We start from the raw sequence: 19848 nt of genomic DNA on the forward strand, positions 1-19848 counted from the left end.
TGCTCAGGCCCGGCGGTTCGCCGGGCCGCCGGCTTAATGCTTCAGGGTTTTCAGGTAACGCTGATAGTTGTTATCAAAGTTGGCCACCATCTGATCGGCGGTCAGACGGCCCGCCAGCAGCAGCTGGACGTTCTGGTTCAGTTCGGCGTTCATGGTCGGCGTCGCCCAGTCGACGTAGTGGCCCAGACCGTCGTAGTCGTTGAGCGTCAGCCAGACCTGATAGGCCTCCGCCAGCAGCGGGTTATCCGCTGGCATTCTGGCCGCTTTGTTGGTGCTGGCCGGCAGAAAGCCCACCTTCAGCCAGCGATCCGCCATCTCATCGGAGACCATATAGTTGATGAACTTCGCCGCGCCATCCTGCTGATCCTTGCCTTTGGCGGTGCTGGTGATGGAGAACGCCAGATCGGTTCCGCCCACCATTAGCGGCTGTTTCACACCCTCACCGGCAGGCATCGCGGCGAAGTGAATATCTTTGTTGTCTTTAAACTGGCCGAGATACCAGGTGCCGCTGACCAGGAAGGCCGCCTGGCCGTTCTGGAACAGGGTGGCGGCATCGTCATGGCCGATGCCCTGGAAGCCCGGGAAGAAGTAGCCGTTGTCGGTCCAGCTCTTCATCATGGTGGCGGCCTTCACCAGTTTGCTGTCTTTGAAGGTGCCGCCCACATCGTAAATCAGGTTATCCAGCGTCTTGCGGTCGTGGCTCTCAATCTGCGCCTGCCACAGCGTACTGAGCAGCTGCTGGCCCATGTTGCCATCCAGCAGACCCAGCATCATCGGGGCGGTGCCCTGCTGTTTCAGCTTCGCCATGGCGCTCTCCAGCTCGGCCAGGGTTTTCGGCACCGCGATGCCTGCTTTGTCCAGCAGCGCTTTGTTGTAATAGAGCCCGACCATTTCGCCCAGACTGGCGATGCCATAGAGCTTACCGCTGCCAAATTCGCCGCTGTCTGACCAGCGGTTGCGTTTCAGAATCGAGTCCGGGAAGCGGGTGGTCCAGCCGTTGCTGGTGGCGTAACTGTCGAGCGGCAGCAGCAGCTTATCTTTCACCAGCGAGCCCATATCGCCCCCGCCCTGGTTCACCTGGGCGATCTGCGGGCCATCTCCGGCGGTCAGCGCCAGCTTGAGCGGAATACGGGTATCTTCGAAGGAGTGGACCGAGCGGTTTATCACGATGCCGGGATTCTGCTGCGAAAACGCCTTAATCCCTTCATCTACCGCGGCCGTCTGCTGCGGGTAGTTATAGATATCCCACTCATTCAGGGTGACGGCGGCGTGGGCGACATGCGAGACGCTGCCCGCCAGCAGGCTCGCTGCCAGCAGCCGACCCACATTACGAATTCGGAACGAACGAACGGAGGAAACAGACATTATGCTCACCTTCTTCAGACCAGGATCGGCATCCCTTCATCTCACCGCCTGACATCCTGCAGGCTGCAGCCGCACACAAACGCACTCACTCATACTTACTTTAACGGAAAAATAAAGTCAAACAGCCCGGGCGGGGAATTGCAACGCTGTGAGCACGCGCAAATAAACAACAAAAGAGTGGAAAATTCAGCACGCCGCGCTGCGTCTGCGCCCATCGGCCGGTGCGGCATGCCGCCGCCTGACGGTTATCCGGCAGAAGATGCCTGAGCGATAATCGCAAAATAACATCCTGATAAAACATATGAAAATCCTATCACGCTCACACTTTTCTCTTTTCGCTGGCGGGGAAACTGCCGCCAGACGCCCTGTCACGGGCGTGCTGGCGATCACAGTTGTGCATCCCGCTGCCGGTAAATATTGCTGAACCGGCCAGGTTAGTGCGATAAGGTAATTATTCTATCTTGAAAACTAAGTCCGCTTTTATTAACGTAACTTTCACCTGCGAAGCGGTTCACTCTCTGACCCCTTCACTCACTCACGAGAATTCACCATGGCGAATCAAGGTGTCATCCGTCCGGCCACCCCGGCGGACTTTCCGGCGCTCTACCGCATCTGCCTGGAAACAGCCGATGCGGGCGGCGATGCCCGTGCGCTCTACTCCGATCCCGAGTACCCCGGCCAGCGTTTTGCCGTGCCCTACGCGCGATTTGCGCCGGACTTTGCCTTTGTGCTGGCGCGGGAGGGTGAGGTGCAGGGCTATGTGGTCGCGGCACCCGATACCCGCGCGTTTGAAGCCCGGCTGGCGGCCGAATGGTGGCCTGAGCTGCAGGCGAGCTATCGCGATCGCCACGCCAGCGCCCCGCTCGACAGCAAAATTCTCGACGCCATCCGCCATCCCGATCAGGCCGCAGAAAGCCTGGTGACGCAGTGGCCCGCGCATCTGCATATCAACCTGCTGCCCGCGGCCCAGAAAGGGGGCTGGGGGCGGCGGATGATTGAGCATGAGCTGGCGGCACTGCGTGCTGCCGGCGTCACCGGCGTTCATCTGGGGGTCAGCCTGCAGAATGAGCAGGTGTGTGCCTTCTATCAGCGCATGGGGTTTACCCCGATCCTGCGCAGCAATGCCATCTACATGGGCCAGTTACTCTGAGTGAGGTAGCCGATGACCAGCCTGCGCCTGCAGAATGTGAAGAAGTCCTATGAACATGTGAATGTCATTCACGGCATCGATCTGACGATAAACAGCGGTGAATTTGTGGTGTTTGTCGGGCCATCCGGCTGCGGCAAATCCACGCTGCTGCGGATGATCGCCGGGCTGGAGGAGATCAGCAGCGGGCAATTGCTGATTGATGAACAGGATATGACGCAGCAGCCCGCCACCGAACGCGGCATCGCCATGGTGTTCCAGTCCTATGCGCTCTACCCCAACATGACGGTGCGCGGAAACCTGGCCTATCCGCTGGAGGTGATGAAAAAGCCGAAAGCGGAGATCAACCGCGCGATTGAGCAGACCGCCGCCCGCCTGCACCTTACCGAACTGCTCGATCGCCTGCCGCGCGCGCTGTCAGGCGGACAGCGACAGCGTGTGGCGATTGGCCGGGCGATCATCCGTCACCCCCGGATTTTCCTGTTCGATGAACCGCTCTCTAACCTGGATGCCGAGCTGCGTTTGCAGATGCGGATTGAGATCGCCCGCCTGCACGCCTCGCTCGGCAACACCATGATCTATGTGACGCACGATCAGCTGGAGGCGATGACGCTGGCTGACCGCATCGTGGTGCTGCGCCAGGGCCGCATTGAGCAGGTTGGCGCACCGCTGACGCTCTATCACGACCCCGATAATCTGTTTGTCGCCGGTTTTATCGGCTCGCCAAAGATGAACTTTCTGCAGGCGGAAATCAGCGCCACGGGCGCGGGTAAGGTGCAGCTGCGGGTGCCGGCGCTGAAGATTGAGGCGCTGACCCTGAACATCGCCGCCGGTTGCCGCGAAGGGCAGACCGTAACGCTGGGCATTCGTCCCGAGCACTTCCACTCTGCCGCCCGGACGCCGGACGCCGTGCACTTCAGCGGTGAGCTGGCCTATGGCGAGATGCTGGGCCACACCAACTATCTCTATCTGGATATCGGACGTGAGCAGATGCTGGTGGTGGAGGAGCGCGAGGCGACACCGCGCGATCTGGGCACCCGGGTGGAACTGGGCTTTTCCGCCGCGCACTGCCTGCTGTTTGATGAGCAGGGAATGCGCCTGCGCTAGGGAACGTGCAGAAACAGAAAACGGGCGCCGCGGCGCCCGTTTTTATTGCGGGGTGATTCAGGTAACCGGTTCTTCATCGGCCTGCGCCGCCAGCAGATCCAGCAGCCGGTTAACCGCAAAGCCTGCCGCACCCAGCGCCCACATCCGGTTCGATTCTGTCAGGAACTGCAACGGCGTCATGTGCGGTGTCAGTTTCAGCCGATAGGCCTGGAAACTCTGGGTGATGTGGTCGAGCAGGATACGCGACGCCATGTGCGGCTCCATCGCCAGATAAACCACATCCGGATCGTAAGCCACCGACAGGTTCGCCAGCGAAATACCCAGCTCGCGTCCGGCCTCTTCCAGCACCGCCAGCACCTCAGGGGTGGGCCGCTGGTCCAGCGCCTGTAGCGTGACGCCCTCATCCGGCTCCGGCTCCGCAAGCCGTTGCAGAATGGCGCGCGACGAGGCGACATCCTCCAGCAGCCGCAGCGAACCGTCCGCGACCAGCCCGTTGCCAATCTCCCCCGCCTTGCCGTGACGCCCGCGGTAGAGCTGACGGTTAAGAATGATCCCTGCCCCGATCCCTTTGCCGTAGGTGGCGATCACCGCCGACTGGGCGTTGCCGAGCTGACCAAAGACCATCGCGGCCATCGCCATCGCGTTGGCATCATTTTCGATAAAGACCGGCAGAGAGAAGCGCGCTTCCAGCAGGCGCGCAATCGGCACGTTGTCCCAGTCGAGCACCTTGGAACGGATGCAGTAGCCATTGTCGGCGTCAACCAGGCCCGACAGGGCAAGGCCAATCGCACCGACCCGCTTCTCCTCCACACCGCGCAGGAATTTTGCCAGCGCATCGCCGAGCTGACGCGGCGTCAGCGTACCTTTCGGCATCTGCTGCTCGCCCAGCAGGTTGCCGCTGAGGTCGGTCATCACGATGAGGTTACGTTCGGCATTGAGCTGAATACCAATCACGCTGGCGCGATCGGCATTGAGTCCCAGCAGCGTTTTTGGCCGTCCCATCGAGACGCGGCGTAACCCCAGCTCCTGCACAATCTCCTGCGCCAGCAGGCGATTCGTCGCCTGTGACACGGTCGACATGCTCAGTCCGCTGCGAACTTTCAGGTCCGACTGGCTGATCGGCGCATTTTCAACAATCAACCGCAGAATGCGCGCGGTTACGTTGGGAGCGGTCATAAATTCCTCGGGTTAGCGGGCTGACAGGGATAAGCCCGCGTCAGGTCGGTAATCGGACAGGCATCTGCTGCCGGGCCAGGTTCAGCGCGCCGCTCAGGGCATCGCCCTGCGGCGTCACCAGCCGGGCCTGAACGGCCTCATCCAGCCAGGGCTGGATCGGGGTGGCGAGTCCGCCCATCAGTGCCACCGATCCGCTGCTCAGGGCGGTCAGACGGCGAACCATCAGGCCGATATCGGCAGCGGTCTGCTGCAGCAGATCCCGGGCATGACGATCGCCCGCATCGGCGGCCGCAAAGATCTGCGGCACCACGCGCGCCCAGTCCGCAGGCGTGGCGGAGCGCGTCCAGAGCAGCATGGTTTCCGGGCTGTCGTCAAACTGCGCCATCAGCTGTCGGGTCAGCGCGCCGGGCGGAACAATAGACTCATGGGCCAGCAGCGCCAGACGCAGCGCACGACGGCCCAGCTCTGCCCCCGATCCCTGATCCGACAGGGCAAAACCCCAGCCGCCAAGCAGCGTAAAGCGTTCGCCATCCCAGGCGGCACCCTGGCTGCCGGTGCCGATGATAAAGACGGCGCCGGGCGCGCCCGCGTGGGCGCCTGCACAGGCGATCTCCACATCGCTGACCACCTGTAACGCCGCGCAGGCGGGCTGCCAGCTGGCGAGCCGTGCCTGCACCGAAGCGACGTTGGCACCGGCTAAGCCGGCGACCAGCGCGGTCTGCGCCAGCGCCTCCGGGGTTAATCCCGCCTGTAAGAAAACGCGGTCGATCAGCTGATCGACGCTGGTCAGCGCCGCATCATAGGCTGACCAGACGTTGGCAGGGCCGCCCGTGGCTTCGGCCAGCAGACGTCCCTGCAGATCGGTTAACCGCGCGCGACACTGTGTACCGCCGCCATCAATGCCAAGAAGATAGTGTGGTTGCACGCGATTCCTTCCCTGAGCAGGGGTTATAGCCATAATGAGCGAACGATAGGATAAAAAAACTTAAATCGCAATCACAAATAAATATGGCAAAAAGATATTGTCAATTTTCCCTTATTTTACATAACTATAACAAAAAACACTCTCGCAAAACGCGCAGCACGTTATTGACATTACTTTTTCTGTCGTAATAAGTTGATGGTCAGATTATCAACAGCCACGCCGCGTAATGGCGGGCCAGGCATCATCCGATTTCAGAAGCAGGGGTTTAACATGAAAGTAGGCATTATCGGTCTCGGCTTTCGTCTGTCCCACGTGATTAAAGAGTTCAGCAAGGCCGACGACGCCTTCTCGGTGGTGGGGTATTACGATCCAGCCCCCGCCGGACTGCCTAATCTGCACAGTTTTGGTATCGCGCCGGGTCAGGCCTTTGACTCCATTGATGCCCTGCTAAAACAGGGTGGAATGGATGTGGTGCTGGTGGGTTCACCCAACTTTCTGCATCTGGAGCATGTGGGTCAGGCGCTGGCGGCCGGTTACACGGTCTTTACCGAAAAGCCGGTGGTAATCAATGAAGAGCAGACCATGGCGATGGCGAAGCTGGTGCGCGAGTATGGCGAAGCACGCATCCTGGTCGGGCTGGTGCTGCGCTATTCACCGCTCTATCACGATCTGCTGGCGGCGCACGACGCCGGGCAGCTGGGCGAGATCACCTCCATTGAGGCGACAGAGCACATCAAGCCTTATCACGGTGCCTTTTTCCAGCGCGACTGGCGGCGACTGGAGAAGTATGCCGGTCCCTATATTCTGGAGAAGTGCTGCCACGATATCGATCTCTATCAGGGCCTGCTGCAGCAGCGTCCGAGCCGCGTCGCCAGCTTCGGTGGCCGCAAATCCTTTACGCCCGCTCATGCGCCGCAGGGAACGGTGACGCCTGATTCCGCGATCTATCATGAGAAGCCCAGCGGCTGGTCCAGTACCGATGCGGTGTTCGACAGCGATGCCGACATCGTGGATTACCAGACTGCCCTGATCGAATATGAAGGCGGCGCGACGCTCGCCTTCCACGCCAATCTGAACGTGCCGGATGAGTTCCGCCGTTTTTGCGTGATGGGCACCGACGGCATGGCGGAGGGTGACTTTGTCCGCAACTACTTCCGCGTACACAATGCCCGCAGCGGCGCAAAAGAGGTGGATACCGCCTACAGCGGCAACGCCTATGATGGCCATTACGGCGCGGATGCGCTGATGGCCACAGAGATTGTTAAACATATTAAACAGGGAACACCGCTGAAAGTGTCAGTGGTGGACGCGCTGGAAGCAGGCCTCACCGCCATCAAAATCGATGAGGCACGCAAAACCCGCAGCGTAGTGGACATGCGTGAAAGCTGGCTAACATTTGACGCCAACCTGGGAAAAACCGGGGCCTGACGGCCTCCCGCCTGCGGGTCAGACTCCCCCTCTGACCCCGGCATGAACTGGCAGTGTGACTGGTCCCCTACTCAACTGGCCCCCGGGCCAGTTACCTCTTGTGCTGTTCGCCCCGTCATCTGCGCCTGCATCGGGTCACTATCCGCCCGCCTGCCCTGCTAAACCGGACCCGCCTCGTTCTCCAGCTTCTGACGCCGCCGCAGGTGCGGGAACAGCCTCATCCAGAGCGCCACCACAATCAGTGTTCCGATGCCGCCGAGTGCCGCCGCCGGGGCCGCGCCCATCCAGGCCGCCAGCAGGCCTGATTCGAACTCGCCCAGCTGATTCGACGTATTGATAAAGATGGCGTTGACCGCATTCACCCGCCCGCGCATCGTGTCCGGCGTATCGAGCTGCACCAGTGCGCCCCGGATCACCATACTCACCATATCAAAACCGCCCAGCGCACAGAGCGCCAGCAGCGAAAGCCACAACTGCGTGGAGAGCGCGAACACCAGCGTGGCAAGGCCAAACCCCGCCACCGATCCGAACATGATCATCCCGACATGCTTTTCCAGCTTGTGGCGGCTCAGCCAGAGGCCGACCAGCAGCGCGCCCACCGATGGCGCGCCGCGTAACATCCCCAGCCCCCAGGGGCCGGTGTGCAGAATATCTTTGGCAAAAATCGGCAGCAGCGCCGTCGCGCCACCCAGCAACACCGCAAACAGATCGAGCGAAATCACGCCCAGCACATCCTTGCGCGCGCGGATAAAGTGAATTCCGGCGAACAGGTTCTTCATATTCATCGGCAGGCGGCTCTGCGCCGGGCGCGTATAACGCAGCAGGCTCACCAGAATCAGCGAGATCAGATAAAACAGCCCGGAAACCCCATACACCACCTGGGGGCCGGCGACATAGAGCAGACCGCCGATCGTCGGCCCGACGATAACCGCCGCCTGGCCGCCGACGGAGTTCATCGCCATCGCCCGCGTCAGAATCGAAGGCGGCACCAGCGACGGCAGCATCGAAGACATCGCAGGCCACTCCAGCGCCTTCGCCACCGCAATCATAAACACCAGTCCCCATAACGTGGTCCTGTCAGCGTGATGGAATAAGGTAAGCACCACTAATGCCAGCAGCGCAGCAAATTCCACCAGCTGTCCCAGCAGGACGATGCGCCGCCGGTCATACTGGTCCGCCAGGTGACCCGCAGGCAGTGCCAGCAACACCGACGGCAGAAACTGCATCAAACCAATCATTCCCAGCGCCATCGCGCTGTTGGTCAGCGCATAGATCTGCCAGCTAATCGCCACCGAGAACATCTGGAATCCAAAGGAGGAGCAGGTCCGCGCGGTCCAGAAAGCGACGAATGTCCGATGTCGCCACAGCGACTCTTCGGTCGCCGATGCCATAAATTTCATCTCTTATCCCAAATCAGGTGAGGAAGCCGCCTCATAGCGCGGTGTTATTGGTGTGATGACTGAGGTCGTACTTTCAGATGCACGGCGGCCTGCTGCGCCGCTAACGGCCTGGCTCCCGACGCAGACCGCCCGGTCCACCGCTGATTATTACCAGCCTACTGGTCCCGACTCATGAATATATTCCAGCACATCATCAGATGCCAAAGGAATTATCGTCGCCTGATTAATGGATTAATTTACTTTTTCACGCAACAAAGAGGTGATTTGGATTAAGGAGTTGATCTATATTTATTCACGCGTTTAGAAAAATGCGACTTTTTATATGCCTGATTATCAACACTTCCTTTTTTATTGCATTTCATAGAGATAATGAGAAACAGTTTATATAACCCTTATGTTACTGAACCTATCCACCATGTTAAGCGCAATGTCACCGGCATTTGCTATAGCGTGCCTTATCTTCAGCAAAACCAGGACAGCCGCAATATACTTAATACAAACAACATTATTTCACTGCACAATCAAATTGCTACTGAAGAATCATTAATGATTATTCCGGTCGAAGATCTTCGGCTGCGGGGAATTATCGCGGTGCCGGACGCCTGGTCGCATTTACAGAATGGCCGCGTCCGGATCGGCATCAATTATTCCAGCCTGGCCGCGCACAATGCGTCACTGCTTGAATTAACTGATAAATTTGATTTCTGGCTTTATGATTTCGCGCCGCCGGGCGCAGACTGGCGACTGCTGGAATCCTTTCCTTTTTCAGGGATTGTTTTAACCGAAGCGTTCTTTAAAGACAATTATGAAAAATTTACCTTTCCCTTTTTTATGGCGACATTCCGGGATAAAGGGGCAGAGGTCATCGTGCGGAGTCAGACTCCCCCATTAACTGCTGAGCAGTTTGCTGAGATAAATATCAGTGGCTGGCAACAGCAACGTTCGGACGGCGATCTTATTAGCAGCTGATTCACAAATCCTGCCTTCCGGCGTTAAGGGCACACGGCGGTGCGCTTAACGTCCTTTAATCCCTCATAAAATGTCGTATTACTCCATTTGTTAAGCGCTTTGAGCTAAAAAAATCAAACCTCGATCTAATTTTGCTATAACATTTAACACAAAGGGATCAGCTGTCTTAACGGAAGAGATACTCAAGAACACCCTTAATCATTTGTACTTGATAACTGGAAACAGCCTATCTGGTTGTTTTCGTGTGTTTTATGGCAACAAAACGAGGTCGATATTATGGGGAAAAACTCCTCATCTTTTGGCGTAGTTCGTTTCCTGACCGTACTGTTCGCAGTGCTGACGGGCGCGTTTATGCTGATTGGCGGTGGCTGGTTAGCCGCCATTGGTGGTTCCTGGTATTACGTTTTCGGCGGTGTGGTTATGCTTATCACCGCTTACCTGCTTTCCCGTCGTAAAAGCACCGCGCTGGTTCTCTATGCGCTGCTGCTGATCGGTACCCTGATCTGGGGTGTCTGGGAAGTGGGAACTGACTTCTGGGCACTGGCACCGCGCACCGATGTGCTGGTGATCTTCGGTGTCTGGCTGATCCTGCCGTTTGTTTATCGCAGCTTCAACGCAGGCAGCAAGGCCGCGCTGGGCACCATGGCCGTAGCGCTGCTTGCCAGCGCCATCGTTCTGGCCTATGCCGTCTTCAACGATCCGCAGGTCATCAACGGTTCAGTACCGGAAACGGCCGACAACGCCCCGCAGGCGACGCCACTGAGCACCATCCCGGATGCTGACTGGCCCGCTTACGCGCGCGACCAGCAGGGAACCCGTTTCTCTCCGCTGAAGCAGATTAACCACGAGAACGTGAAAGAGTTGCAGGTTGCCTGGCAGTTCCAGACCGGCGACATGAAAACCCCTAACGATCCGGGTGAAATCACCGACGAAGTCACGCCGATTAAAATCCGCGACACGCTCTACCTCTGCTCGCCACACCAGATCCTGTTCGCACTGGACGCGGCGACCGGTAAGCAGAAGTGGAAGTTTGATCCGGGCATGAAGGTGAACCCTACCTTCCAGCACGTGACCTGCCGTGGTGTCTCTTATCACGAAGTGCCGGCTGCCGCTGATGCTGCAAACAGCCAGCCTGCGCTCTGCTCACGCCGCATCTACCTGCCTGTCAACGATGGTCGTCTGTTTGCGCTGGACGCTGAAACCGGCGAACGCTGCCCGGCATTCGGTATCAATGGCGAGCTGGATCTGCAGCACAAACAGCCTGTGACCACCGCAGGTATGTATGAGCCGACCTCACCGCCAGTGATCACCAACACCACAATTGTGATGGCGGGTGCCGTTACCGATAACTACTCAACCCGCGAGCCGTCAGGCGTTATCCGTGGCTTTGACGTAAACACCGGTAAACTGCTGTGGGTATTCGATCCCGGCGCGAAAGATCCTAACGCGATTCCGGCGGATGAACACACCTTCACCATGAACTCTCCGAACTCATGGGCACCGGCGGTGTACGATCCAAAACTGGATACCGTTTACCTGCCAATGGGCGTGACCACGCCAGATATCTGGGGCGGTAACCGTACACCAGAGCAGGAGCGTTATGCGAGCAGCGTGCTGGCACTGAACGCTACCACCGGTAAGCTGGTCTGGTCTTATCAGACCGTCCATCACGACCTGTGGGATATGGACCTGCCGTCGCAGCCGACGCTGGCCGATATCACAGACAAAGAGGGCAATACCGTGCCGGTGGTTTATGCCCCTGCGAAAACCGGTAACATCTTTGTACTGGACCGTCGTACCGGTAAGCCTGTTGTTCCTGCGCCAGAAACGCCAGTGCCACAGGGTGCGGCGAAAGGCGATCACGTTGCCGCCACTCAGCCCTACTCTGAGCTGACCTTCCGTCCGAAACAGAATCTGACGGATAAGGACATGTGGGGCGCGACGATGTTTGACCAGTTGGTGTGCCGCGTGATCTTTAAGCGCCTGCGCTATGAAGGTCCGTTCACCCCGCCATCTGAGCAGGGCACCCTGGTCTTCCCGGGTAACCTCGGTATGTTCGAATGGGGCGGCATCGCTGTCGATCCTAACCGTCAGATCGCGATTGCTAACCCGATGGCGCTGCCGTTTGTCTCTAAACTGGTTCCACGCGGTCCGGGCAACCCGATTGAGCCGCCGAAAGGCGCGGAAGGCGGTTCAGGCACCGAAACCGGTATTCAGCCGCAGTATGGCGTGCCTTATGGCGTCGAGCTGAATCCGTTCCTGTCTCCGTTTGGTCTGCCGTGTAAACAGCCTTCGTGGGGTTACATCTCTGCGGTGGATCTGAAGACCAACGACGTGGTGTGGAAACAGCGTATCGGTACCGTTCGCGACAGCGCACCGGTTCCGCTGCCGTTCAAAATGGGGATGCCAATGCTGGGTGGTCCTATCACCACCGCAGGTAAGGTCTTCTTCATCGGTGCCACCGCGGATAACTACCTGCGTGCGTTCAGCACCGATACCGGCGAACTGTTATGGCAGGCACGTCTGCCAGCAGGCGGCCAGGCGACACCAATGACCTATGAAGCGAATGGCAAGCAGTACGTTGTCATCGCGGCAGGCGGTCACGGTTCGTTCGGGACCAAGCTGGGCGACTATGTGATTGCCTACGCGCTGCCAGACCAGAAGTAACTCACCAGACGGTGAATAAATTCAGGCGGACTCCGGTCCGCCTTTTTTGATCGCGCTAGCGACGCATTGCGCGCCAGTTGAGCCAGCCACAGAACAGCATCACCACGCAGGTGGCCAGAAACACTGGCCGCATCCCGAATGCCCCGCCCACCAGCCCGCCGAACAGCGGACCGCTGACCTGACCGATATACTGCGCCGATGTCGAATAGCCCAGCATTCGTCCGACCTGCGAACCCGGCACGTTGTGACGAATGATCGCCGTGATGCAGGGCATCAGGCCGCCCAGCGCCATTCCCATCAGAAAACGCAGCAGCACCAGTTGCCAGGCCGCGGTAATAAACGCCTGCGGGATCAGCAGCACTCCGCTCACCACCAGTCCGCCGGTCAGTACCCGCCAGTGGCCCACGCGATCGGCCAGCCTTCCCAGCCGGTGAGCCGCCAGCACCGTACCCAGCGCCGCAGCGGACATCACCAGTCCGGCGGTCAGCGTGATCTGATGATCACCCTGCACAAATTCACCCACGTAGAGCGTAATGATCGGCTCTATCGACATGCTGGCGAAGATCAGCAACATGCCGGAGAGCCACATCAGCCGGACCAGACGACGATTTACCGGCTGCTCATCAGACGAAGCTGGCTGACCGGCGCGCGCAGCCGCAGCAGACCGTGGCTGCTCTTTAAGTAAAAAGGTGGTGGCGAGAAAGGCCAGAAAGATTACCGCGCCGGTCAGCCAGAACGTCTGACGGATACCGATCAACGGCGGCAACAGGCCGCCCAGCAGCGGCCCGACCACGTTACCGGCCATGATGCCGGACGCAAGTATCCCCAGCGCCCAGCCGGTGTGTGCTTTTGGCGTCCGGGCCGCCACCAGAATGGTCGATCCCGACGCGTAGCCGCCCAGTAACCCTGCCAGCAGGCGCAGCGCCACCAGCTGCCACGGTGCCGTCGCCATACCTGTCAGCGACATGGCAATCGCCATCCCGAGGCTCGCCCGGATCAGCATCAGCTTACGGCCATAACGATCGGCCAGCCTGCCCCACAGCGGCGCGGTCAGGGCCGCGCTGAAAAACGTCGCGCCATAGGCGAGACCAGACCAGCGGGCGATAGCGGCAGGCTGCTCCACGCCCAGTTGCTGCACATAGAGCGGCAGAAACGGCAGCAGCAGCGTCATCGCCACGATGGTGGTAAACGAGCCGACGACGCAGACCGCGAGGTTGCGTCTCCAGTGCTGAAACTCTGCCGCTTCAGGTGACTGTTGCATGGTAATGTCCGTTGAATGATCAGGGAGACAGGCTAACCAGGCGCAACGGATAACAACAGTCCTGGCGCGATAGTTACTCTGTGGCGCTGATTGTTGTCAGCAGGCAACAATCAGCGCGGATTCAGCGCCGCAACCAGGGCATCGCAGAGCAGCGTGACCGGCGATGCCAGTTCACAGGCATCGTGCAGCAACAGATAGCTCTGCAGCCGGTCCATCTGCCACTCCGGCAGCAGTTGCTGGATCTCGCCGCGCGCGACCGCCTCCTGCGCCATGTATGACGGCAGATAGGCGATGCCGCTGCCCGCCAGCGCCGCATTCAGCAGCGCCATGCTGTTGTTAGCGCGAAACCGGCTGCGCACATCCAGCGCCAGCCGCTGCTTATCGCGGCGAAACGGCAACGCCGCGGTGTGCGCCGGGCCATGAAACAGCAGCAGGTCGTGGCGCGGCAGCATCTCCGGATGCGTGATGGCGGGACGCTGCGACAGATAAGCGGGCGCGGCATAGAGCCCCCACTCGATCTCACTCAGCACCCGGAAATGGCCCTGCTGCGGCGATCGGGATCGGATCACAATCGCCAGATCGGTCTGATCGTCGAGCCGATCGTGATTGCGATCGGTCAGATCGAGATCGACGTTGATATGCAGATGGCGGCGCAGAAAGCGATTCAGCACCGGAACCACGCACTGGCAGCCGAAGGTTACGGGTGCCTGCAGCCGGAGATGACCCGCAGGCTGCTGATGCAACTGCTGTACAAAAGTTTCGGCGCGCTGAACTTCGGCCAGCATCCGTACACAGTAGGGATAGTACGCCTGACCCAGCTCGGTCAGCGCCAGCCGTCGGGTAGTGCGCTGCAGCAGCCGGATACCGAGCCGCAGCTCCAGTCGGGCTATCTCGCGGCTGACATGGGATTTGGACCAGCCCAGCGCGCGGGCCGCCTCACTGAAACTCTGTAATTCCACAACACGCGCAAAGACCAGCATGGCGGTTAAATTCGCGCCGTTTTCCATGTTTCCTGACTCCGATCGGAAAGAGATGCTGGCAATACGCTAACACGTCCGGATGGTGGCACGGCGGCTGAAGGGTAAAAAAGGCGAGAGGCGGAGCAAGGCGCGGAGAAAGCGGGCCGACCTTCCCGTCTGCAGAGGGTGACGGGAAGGTCTGAGGGACCTCAACTGGCCATCGCCAGGGGGAACAGCAGCCGGTCAGGCTCAACCCGACGCTGACGGCGCAACTGGCCCGGCGTCATCATAAAGTAGTTTTTAAAGGTGCGGGTGTAGGCCTGCTGAGTGTCAAAGCCGTAGTTCATCGCCACCTGCAGTATCGCTTCGTTGCTGCTGAGCAGCGTCAGCGCGGACTCGGTCAGGCGGCGCTGACGGATATATTCTGCCAGTGAAAAGCCGGTATGCTGGCGAAACAGGCGTTGCAGATGCCAGCGCGAATAGCCTGAGCGGCGCGCCACCTCATCCAGATGCAGATCGTGTCCTAAGTTGTTCTCAATCCAGTCCAGCAGACTCCGAATAAACTCGCGCTGATTCATGGTTCCTCCCGTTGATGCTGATGTGCAGTGGAACCACTCTACCCGCTAAAATTTATCCCTTAATTAGCAGAAAATTAGCGCAGAATTAGCAACGGCGGAAACGGGAGGCAGGCGGGGAACGGATGGCAGGCGGGAGAGGCGGACAGAGACAGATGAAAATAAAGAGTATTCGCGCGTGGAGAGCGGTTTTTTTTATTTCCGGGGCGAAGGGCACCTGCGGATGTTATGTTTAAGAAAAATATTGCATAACAGCTTGCTGCTATCACCCCTATTAACATTACTGTCTTATCTTCCGGGTGATATTTATTATCGGTTTAGCGTCGTTGCAAACGCACAGGAAGGGGCCAGTGGCCCCGGACGCAATGAATATTGTTTAAACTTCCTTGCAGCTTTTCGGTTTTTTACAAAGCTTTGAGGATAAAAAAATAGCGATTTTGACAAACGCCGCCAGCGTTGCGATTGTCACCACCATTTTTGATATGTTGACCGGCATCGCATACCAGTTCTCATAGGAAACACCGGCACCATTTAAAAACGCTGCGCCGACTAATGTGCTGATAAGAATTAATATCGCTCTGACTATTTTTTGCATAAGGACCTCAGCGCGGGTGACCGGCATGGCCTGCTTTACCAGGTACACTGACCACCAAAATTGTTTCCGGCATGACTGTTTCCCGAATTATTAAAACATGAACCAATACCGCCCCCAATGGCGCCTGCTACCGCTGCGCCAGGGCCGCCGAACGAACCGCCAACCATCCCGCCCAGGATTCCGTTGAGGCAGCCCGCAATCTCAGGGTGAGCCGCGACCACCTGAATGACGCCATTACTGGGTCCAAAAGGGTTACCGGAACGACCTGAATGATGACCGTGCTGACTGACATGAGAAGAGGCACCAGCATAGGCGGGATCATAGGCACCGCTGGCACCCGGTACTAAAATTAACTGACGCTGACTTAATAATTTCATCTGTAAATTCCCTCTATTGAATCCTTTTACTATCAGTACACCCAGTGATGAGTTCGTTTATATCAATCCGACCGCCTCTTTTCAAAAAGATATATCGCCATTAAAATTTAGAGAAAAGTGATGAATATCAGTCAGATTGACGAAAAAGAGCGTCCTTTACGTACTTCTCTTCTCTCTTTCGCATTTCGGTAACGTTTGGCATTGACGTAATTATGTGACGCAATGCACACTTTTTCTGCAGAGTTAATTTTTATTAATTACTTTTAACATCTCCCCGCATCCGATTAAATCAGCCTGTTCCGGGGACCCTATCAGGTTAAAGGTTCCTCTGGTGCTGATAACGCAGATAAAGATGGGTAACATTAATGCAGAATCAGCGCCGTGTTTGCTTCGGCTCTTAACCATCAAAATCTTTATCAGCCCGCCAGTGGTCTGCCCCTCATTAAATGTGGAAAATGTGGGAAGAGTGCAGATAAATCGCGGCACCGTAAAGCTAACGGCGGCGATCTGCCAGAACCGTTTCGGCTCAAGCCGGGCGGCAAATCTGCACGGTCTCCGTCAGTGCCTGCGGTCAGCAAATGCAGCCAGTGTCGCGGCAGCGCAGAGGAAAACGGCGGATAATTCTGACCTAACAATTGATGAGTACACTCTCTTCCATCTTTGCAGAGGAGATCAGCCATGCGCGTATTACTGGTTGAAGATGATGAAATGATCGGCGCAAACCTTCAGCAGGCGCTGGAGGGCGCGGGCTGGTCGGTGGACTGGGTGCGCGATGGCGTCTATGCCCAGAATGCGTGGAGCGAAGGCGGCTACAGCTGTGTGCTGCTGGATCTGGGCTTACCCCGCGATGATGGTTTGCAGGTGCTGCGCCGGGCGCGCGGGCGCGGCGATGCCACGCCGGTGCTGATCCTGACCGCACGCGACACGGTGGCGCAGCGGATACAGGGGCTCGACAGCGGCGCTGACGACTACCTGCTCAAACCCTTCGATTTACAGGAAGTAATGGCCCGGATGCGCGCCATCACCCGACGCAGCCACGGCGCAGCGGACTCGGTGCTGGGCAGCGGCGATGTCCAGCTCGATATGATGACCCGCGAAGTGCTCTACAAAGGCCAGCGCGAACAGCTTACCGCACGGGAATATGCCCTGCTCTACGCGCTGCTGGAACGGCCGGGCGCGATTCTGTCGCGAGAGCAGCTGGAAAACCGCATCTACGGCTGGGGTGATGAGGTCAGCAGCAACGCCGTGGATGTGCTGATCCACGGCATGCGGCGCAAGCTCGATAACGATGTGATCCGCAATGTGCGCGGACTGGGCTGGCGGGTGCCGGCAATATGAAACCCTTCGCGTTTATGCGCTCACTGCGCAACAAATTACTCTCTACGCTGCTGATAATTCATCTGCTGATGATCGGCGGCGTGACCTGGTATTTCTTCAGCTGCTACGGCGATATGGTTGGCACCATGAAGGATGATCAGCTGGCGAAAATCGCCGATGCCTGGTCCACCAATAAACAGATGCCCGCCCTGATGCCGATGCTTATCGCGCCCGATAAGGCGAAAAGCGCCTTCGTGGTGCAGCTGTGGGACGAAAAAGGCCAGCTGCGGGCCAGCTCCTGGCCGGAACTGGCGGCGCCGCTGCAGAATCAGCGCGGCTATCGTGATGTCTATGTGGGCCACTGCGGCGACTGCGAGTGGCGTATCTACACCCGGCCGGGCATGCCAGGCAGTGAGATCAGGACCATACAGGTCATGCACAACCTCAGCTACATGAAGGCCTCAATGGTCAAGCGCGCGCTGTCGGCGATCGTGCCGATGATCCTGATGATGCCGCTTTCGCTGCTGGTGATCTGGCTGGTGGTCCGGAAGATCACGCGGGATCTGCAGGTGGCGTCGCGGCAGATCGCGGCGCAGGAGACCCATCATCCGCATATCGTCTCACCGGAAGGCTTACCGGATGAGATCCTGCCGCTGGTGGCAGCCTATAACTCGCTGCTGAGCAAGCTGCGCGACGCCTGGTCGTCCCAGCGCCAGTTCCTGGAGGATGCCGCCCATGAGCTGCGCACACCGGTGACCGCCGTGACGCTGCAGCTGGAAAACCTGCGCCAGCATATTCAGCCCGGTGAAGCGAGCCGGCAGTTCAGCCAGCTGGAAGCTGGCGTGACGCGCACCCGTCATCTGGTTACGCAGCTGCTTAACGTCTCCCGTCAGGATGACCAGAGCGTGGTCGCCAGCGTGGAACATATCGAACTGGAAGATCTGCTGAAGGAGAGCATTGAGCAGCTGATGGTGGTGGCGGATAAACGCGGCATTGATATCGGCTTTAACGGCTCCACGCAGTACCGCCTGCAGGCCAGCCGCTCCGAACTGCGCAGCCTGTTCGACAACCTGATCGGTAACGCCATGCTGCACACCCCGGAAGGCAGCCTGGTGGATGTTCTGCTGCATCGGGTCGCGGGCAGAACGGTGGTCGATATCGTCGATAACGGCACGGGGATGCCGGACGCTTTCATCGATCGCGCATTCGATCGTTTTACCCGTTCGCCTGACGTCAAAGCGCAGGGCAGCGGGCTGGGATTATCGATCGTGCGCAACGTCGCGCAGAAGTATCAGATGCAGGTCGCCCTTTCCAACTGCCTGTCGCCACAGGGTACCGTTTGTGGATTGCAGGTTCGTGTCACCCTTCCCTGATCCCGCCCGTTTGATCACGAACCAGACAACGTAAACGGTTGCCTGGTTCCGTTCGATCCTGGTCATTATTGTGAAGCACATCACAATTTAGCTGAATTGTAATGCAACACTTTTTGACAAACGTGAGCAAAATCTATTTTCTATCGAACTGTTACAGGCACGCTACGCGGGCTGAAAACGGCTGTTTTTGCTGAACCTCTTATTCCCCTCCAGGGGACCGATATCTCTCTGACTGCCTCTGCTGGGCGGCGGTCAAAAGCATGTGGCTGATGATAATGAAATTTAAAACGTTGATAGCAGGTGCCGCGCTGGCATGTTCACTGACCGGTGCTGCGCAGGCCGCTGAAAGCGATCCGCAGTATGTTTCAGACTGGTGGCATCAGAGCGTTAACGTGGTAGGCAGTTACCACACCCGCTTCGGACCGCAGTTCAATAACGACGTTTATCTGGAATATGAAGCGTTTGCGAAGAAAGAGTGGTTCGATTTTTACGGCTACCTCGACGTGCCTAACTTCTTTGGCGTGGGCAACAGCAACGCCAACGGCGTGTTCGACCACGGTTCACCGATGTTCATGGAAATCGAACCGCGCTTCTCTATCGATAAGCTGACCGGCACCAGCCTGGCCTTTGGCCCGTTCAAAGAGTGGTACTTCGCGAACAACTACATCTACGACATGGGCCGCAACAGCGATAATCGGCAGAATACCTGGTACATGGGCCTGGGCACCGATATTGATACGCACAGCGATGTTGGCCTGTCGCTGAACGTTTACGCTAAATACCAGTGGGAAAACTACGGTGCGGCGAACGAAAACAGCTGGGATGGCTATCGCTTCAAGGTGAAATACTTCGTGCCAATCACCACGCTGTGGGGCGGTAACCTGGGCTATGTCGGCTTCACCAACTTCGACTGGGGTTCCGATCTCCGCGATAAAGCAGGCCCATCACGCACCAGCAACTCCATCGCCTCCAGCCACATTCTGTCACTGGGTTACGATCACTGGCATATCTCTGCGGTGGCACGTTATTTCCACAACGGCGGCCAGTGGGCAGATGGTCAGGAGCTGAACTTCGGCAGAGGGCCATTTGAAGTGAAATCAACCGGCTGGGGTTACTACCTGGTGGCGGGTTACAACTTCTGATGAGGGCGGGCGGCGCAGCGTGCCGTCCGATATACCGGCACGCTGGCCGGGAATTGAGCTTCCCG

At 58.2% G+C, this 19848-nt stretch carries 17 protein-coding genes; 8 read left to right on the top strand and 9 right to left on the bottom strand.

The features are described from left to right. Positions 1-33: 33 nt before the first annotated feature. Positions 34-1365 (bottom strand): extracellular solute-binding protein, encoded by a 1332-nt coding sequence (locus J1C59_RS17290; protein WP_128086491.1) that lies wholly within the window; start codon positions 1363-1365, stop codon positions 34-36. 550 nt (positions 1366-1915) lie between these two features. On the opposite strand from J1C59_RS17290, the gene J1C59_RS17295 reads away from it, so the two are divergent. Further along, on the top strand, positions 1916-2515 hold the full coding sequence (locus J1C59_RS17295) for a GNAT family N-acetyltransferase (RefSeq protein WP_128086490.1): 600 nt from the start codon (positions 1916-1918) through the stop codon (positions 2513-2515). A 12-nt stretch (positions 2516-2527) separates the two neighbouring features. After that, positions 2528-3619, top strand: a complete 1092-nt coding sequence (locus J1C59_RS17300) for an ABC transporter ATP-binding protein (RefSeq protein WP_128086489.1) — start codon at positions 2528-2530, stop codon at positions 3617-3619. A 57-nt stretch (positions 3620-3676) separates the two neighbouring features. On the opposite strand, the gene J1C59_RS17305 is transcribed toward J1C59_RS17300, so the two are convergent. Continuing rightward, positions 3677-4795, bottom strand: coding sequence for an ROK family transcriptional regulator (locus tag J1C59_RS17305; protein WP_128086488.1), 1119 nt, complete (start codon positions 4793-4795; stop codon positions 3677-3679). A gap of 40 nt (positions 4796-4835) precedes the next feature. Next, positions 4836-5720 carry a glucosamine kinase nucleotide-binding domain-containing protein gene (locus J1C59_RS17310; protein ID WP_140916813.1) on the bottom strand — a complete coding sequence of 295 codons (885 nt, stop codon included), beginning with the start codon at positions 5718-5720 and terminating at the stop codon, positions 4836-4838. Positions 5721-5990: 270 nt separating this feature from the next. On the opposite strand from J1C59_RS17310, the gene J1C59_RS17315 reads away from it, so the two are divergent. Then, on the top strand, positions 5991-7148 hold the full coding sequence (locus J1C59_RS17315; protein ID WP_140916814.1) for a Gfo/Idh/MocA family protein: 1158 nt from the start codon (positions 5991-5993) through the stop codon (positions 7146-7148). A 158-nt stretch (positions 7149-7306) separates the two neighbouring features. Here J1C59_RS17315 and J1C59_RS17320 read toward each other — a convergent pair whose 3' ends face one another. Continuing rightward, a complete protein-coding gene (locus J1C59_RS17320) occupies positions 7307-8548 on the bottom strand; it encodes an MFS transporter (protein WP_140916815.1) in 1242 nt (413 codons plus the stop codon). Between the two features lie 369 nt (positions 8549-8917). Here J1C59_RS17320 and J1C59_RS17325 point away from each other — a divergent pair, with 369 nt between their 5' ends. Together J1C59_RS17325 and J1C59_RS17330 are read left to right on the top strand one after the other, a co-directional pair. Next, entirely contained in the window at positions 8918-9517 is a 600-nt protein-coding gene (locus J1C59_RS17325) for a hypothetical protein (RefSeq protein WP_128085710.1), read from the top strand. Between the two features lie 276 nt (positions 9518-9793). Further along, positions 9794-12184 carry a glucose/quinate/shikimate family membrane-bound PQQ-dependent dehydrogenase gene (locus J1C59_RS17330; RefSeq protein WP_140916816.1) on the top strand — a complete coding sequence of 797 codons (2391 nt, stop codon included), beginning with the start codon at positions 9794-9796 and terminating at the stop codon, positions 12182-12184. Positions 12185-12239: 55 nt separating this feature from the next. Here the strand turns inward: J1C59_RS17330 and J1C59_RS17335 are convergent, their stop codons facing one another. The 5 genes from J1C59_RS17335 to J1C59_RS17355 all read right to left on the bottom strand — a co-directional run bounded on the left by J1C59_RS17335 (position 12240) and on the right by J1C59_RS17355 (position 15951). Further along, the gene (locus J1C59_RS17335; protein WP_128085711.1) at positions 12240-13445 is read right to left on the bottom strand and encodes an MFS transporter; all 1206 of its coding nucleotides are present in this window, start codon (positions 13443-13445) and stop codon (positions 12240-12242) included. 110 nt (positions 13446-13555) lie between these two features. After that, complete coding sequence (locus J1C59_RS17340; protein WP_128085712.1) at positions 13556-14452, bottom strand: LysR family transcriptional regulator; 897 nt, start codon at positions 14450-14452, stop codon at positions 13556-13558. A 161-nt stretch (positions 14453-14613) separates the two neighbouring features. Continuing rightward, positions 14614-14982 (bottom strand): helix-turn-helix domain-containing protein, encoded by a 369-nt coding sequence (locus J1C59_RS17345; protein ID WP_003855685.1) that lies wholly within the window; start codon positions 14980-14982, stop codon positions 14614-14616. 373 nt (positions 14983-15355) lie between these two features. Beyond that, positions 15356-15574, bottom strand: coding sequence for a hypothetical protein (locus J1C59_RS17350; protein WP_140916817.1), 219 nt, complete (start codon positions 15572-15574; stop codon positions 15356-15358). A gap of 35 nt (positions 15575-15609) precedes the next feature. Beyond that, on the bottom strand, positions 15610-15951 hold the full coding sequence (locus J1C59_RS17355) for a hypothetical protein (protein WP_128085713.1): 342 nt from the start codon (positions 15949-15951) through the stop codon (positions 15610-15612). 678 nt (positions 15952-16629) lie between these two features. Between J1C59_RS17355 and J1C59_RS17360 the strand changes: the two genes are divergently transcribed. The 3 genes from J1C59_RS17360 (at position 16630) to J1C59_RS17370 (ending at position 19783) form a co-directional block, all read left to right on the top strand. After that, the gene (locus tag J1C59_RS17360; protein ID WP_111141873.1) at positions 16630-17289 is read left to right on the top strand and encodes a response regulator; all 660 of its coding nucleotides are present in this window, start codon (positions 16630-16632) and stop codon (positions 17287-17289) included. Then, positions 17286-18641 carry a sensor histidine kinase gene (locus J1C59_RS17365; protein WP_128085714.1) on the top strand — a complete coding sequence of 452 codons (1356 nt, stop codon included), beginning with the start codon at positions 17286-17288 and terminating at the stop codon, positions 18639-18641. Before J1C59_RS17360 ends, J1C59_RS17365 begins: the two co-directional genes overlap by 4 nt. Before the next feature lie 275 nt (positions 18642-18916). Beyond that, on the top strand, positions 18917-19783 hold the full coding sequence (locus J1C59_RS17370; RefSeq protein WP_128085715.1) for a nucleoside-specific channel-forming protein Tsx: 867 nt from the start codon (positions 18917-18919) through the stop codon (positions 19781-19783). Positions 19784-19848 lie beyond the last annotated feature (65 nt).

The organism is Pantoea deleyi (genome assembly GCF_022647325.1).
GTDB classification, from domain to species: Bacteria; Pseudomonadota; Gammaproteobacteria; order Enterobacterales; family Enterobacteriaceae; genus Pantoea; species Pantoea deleyi.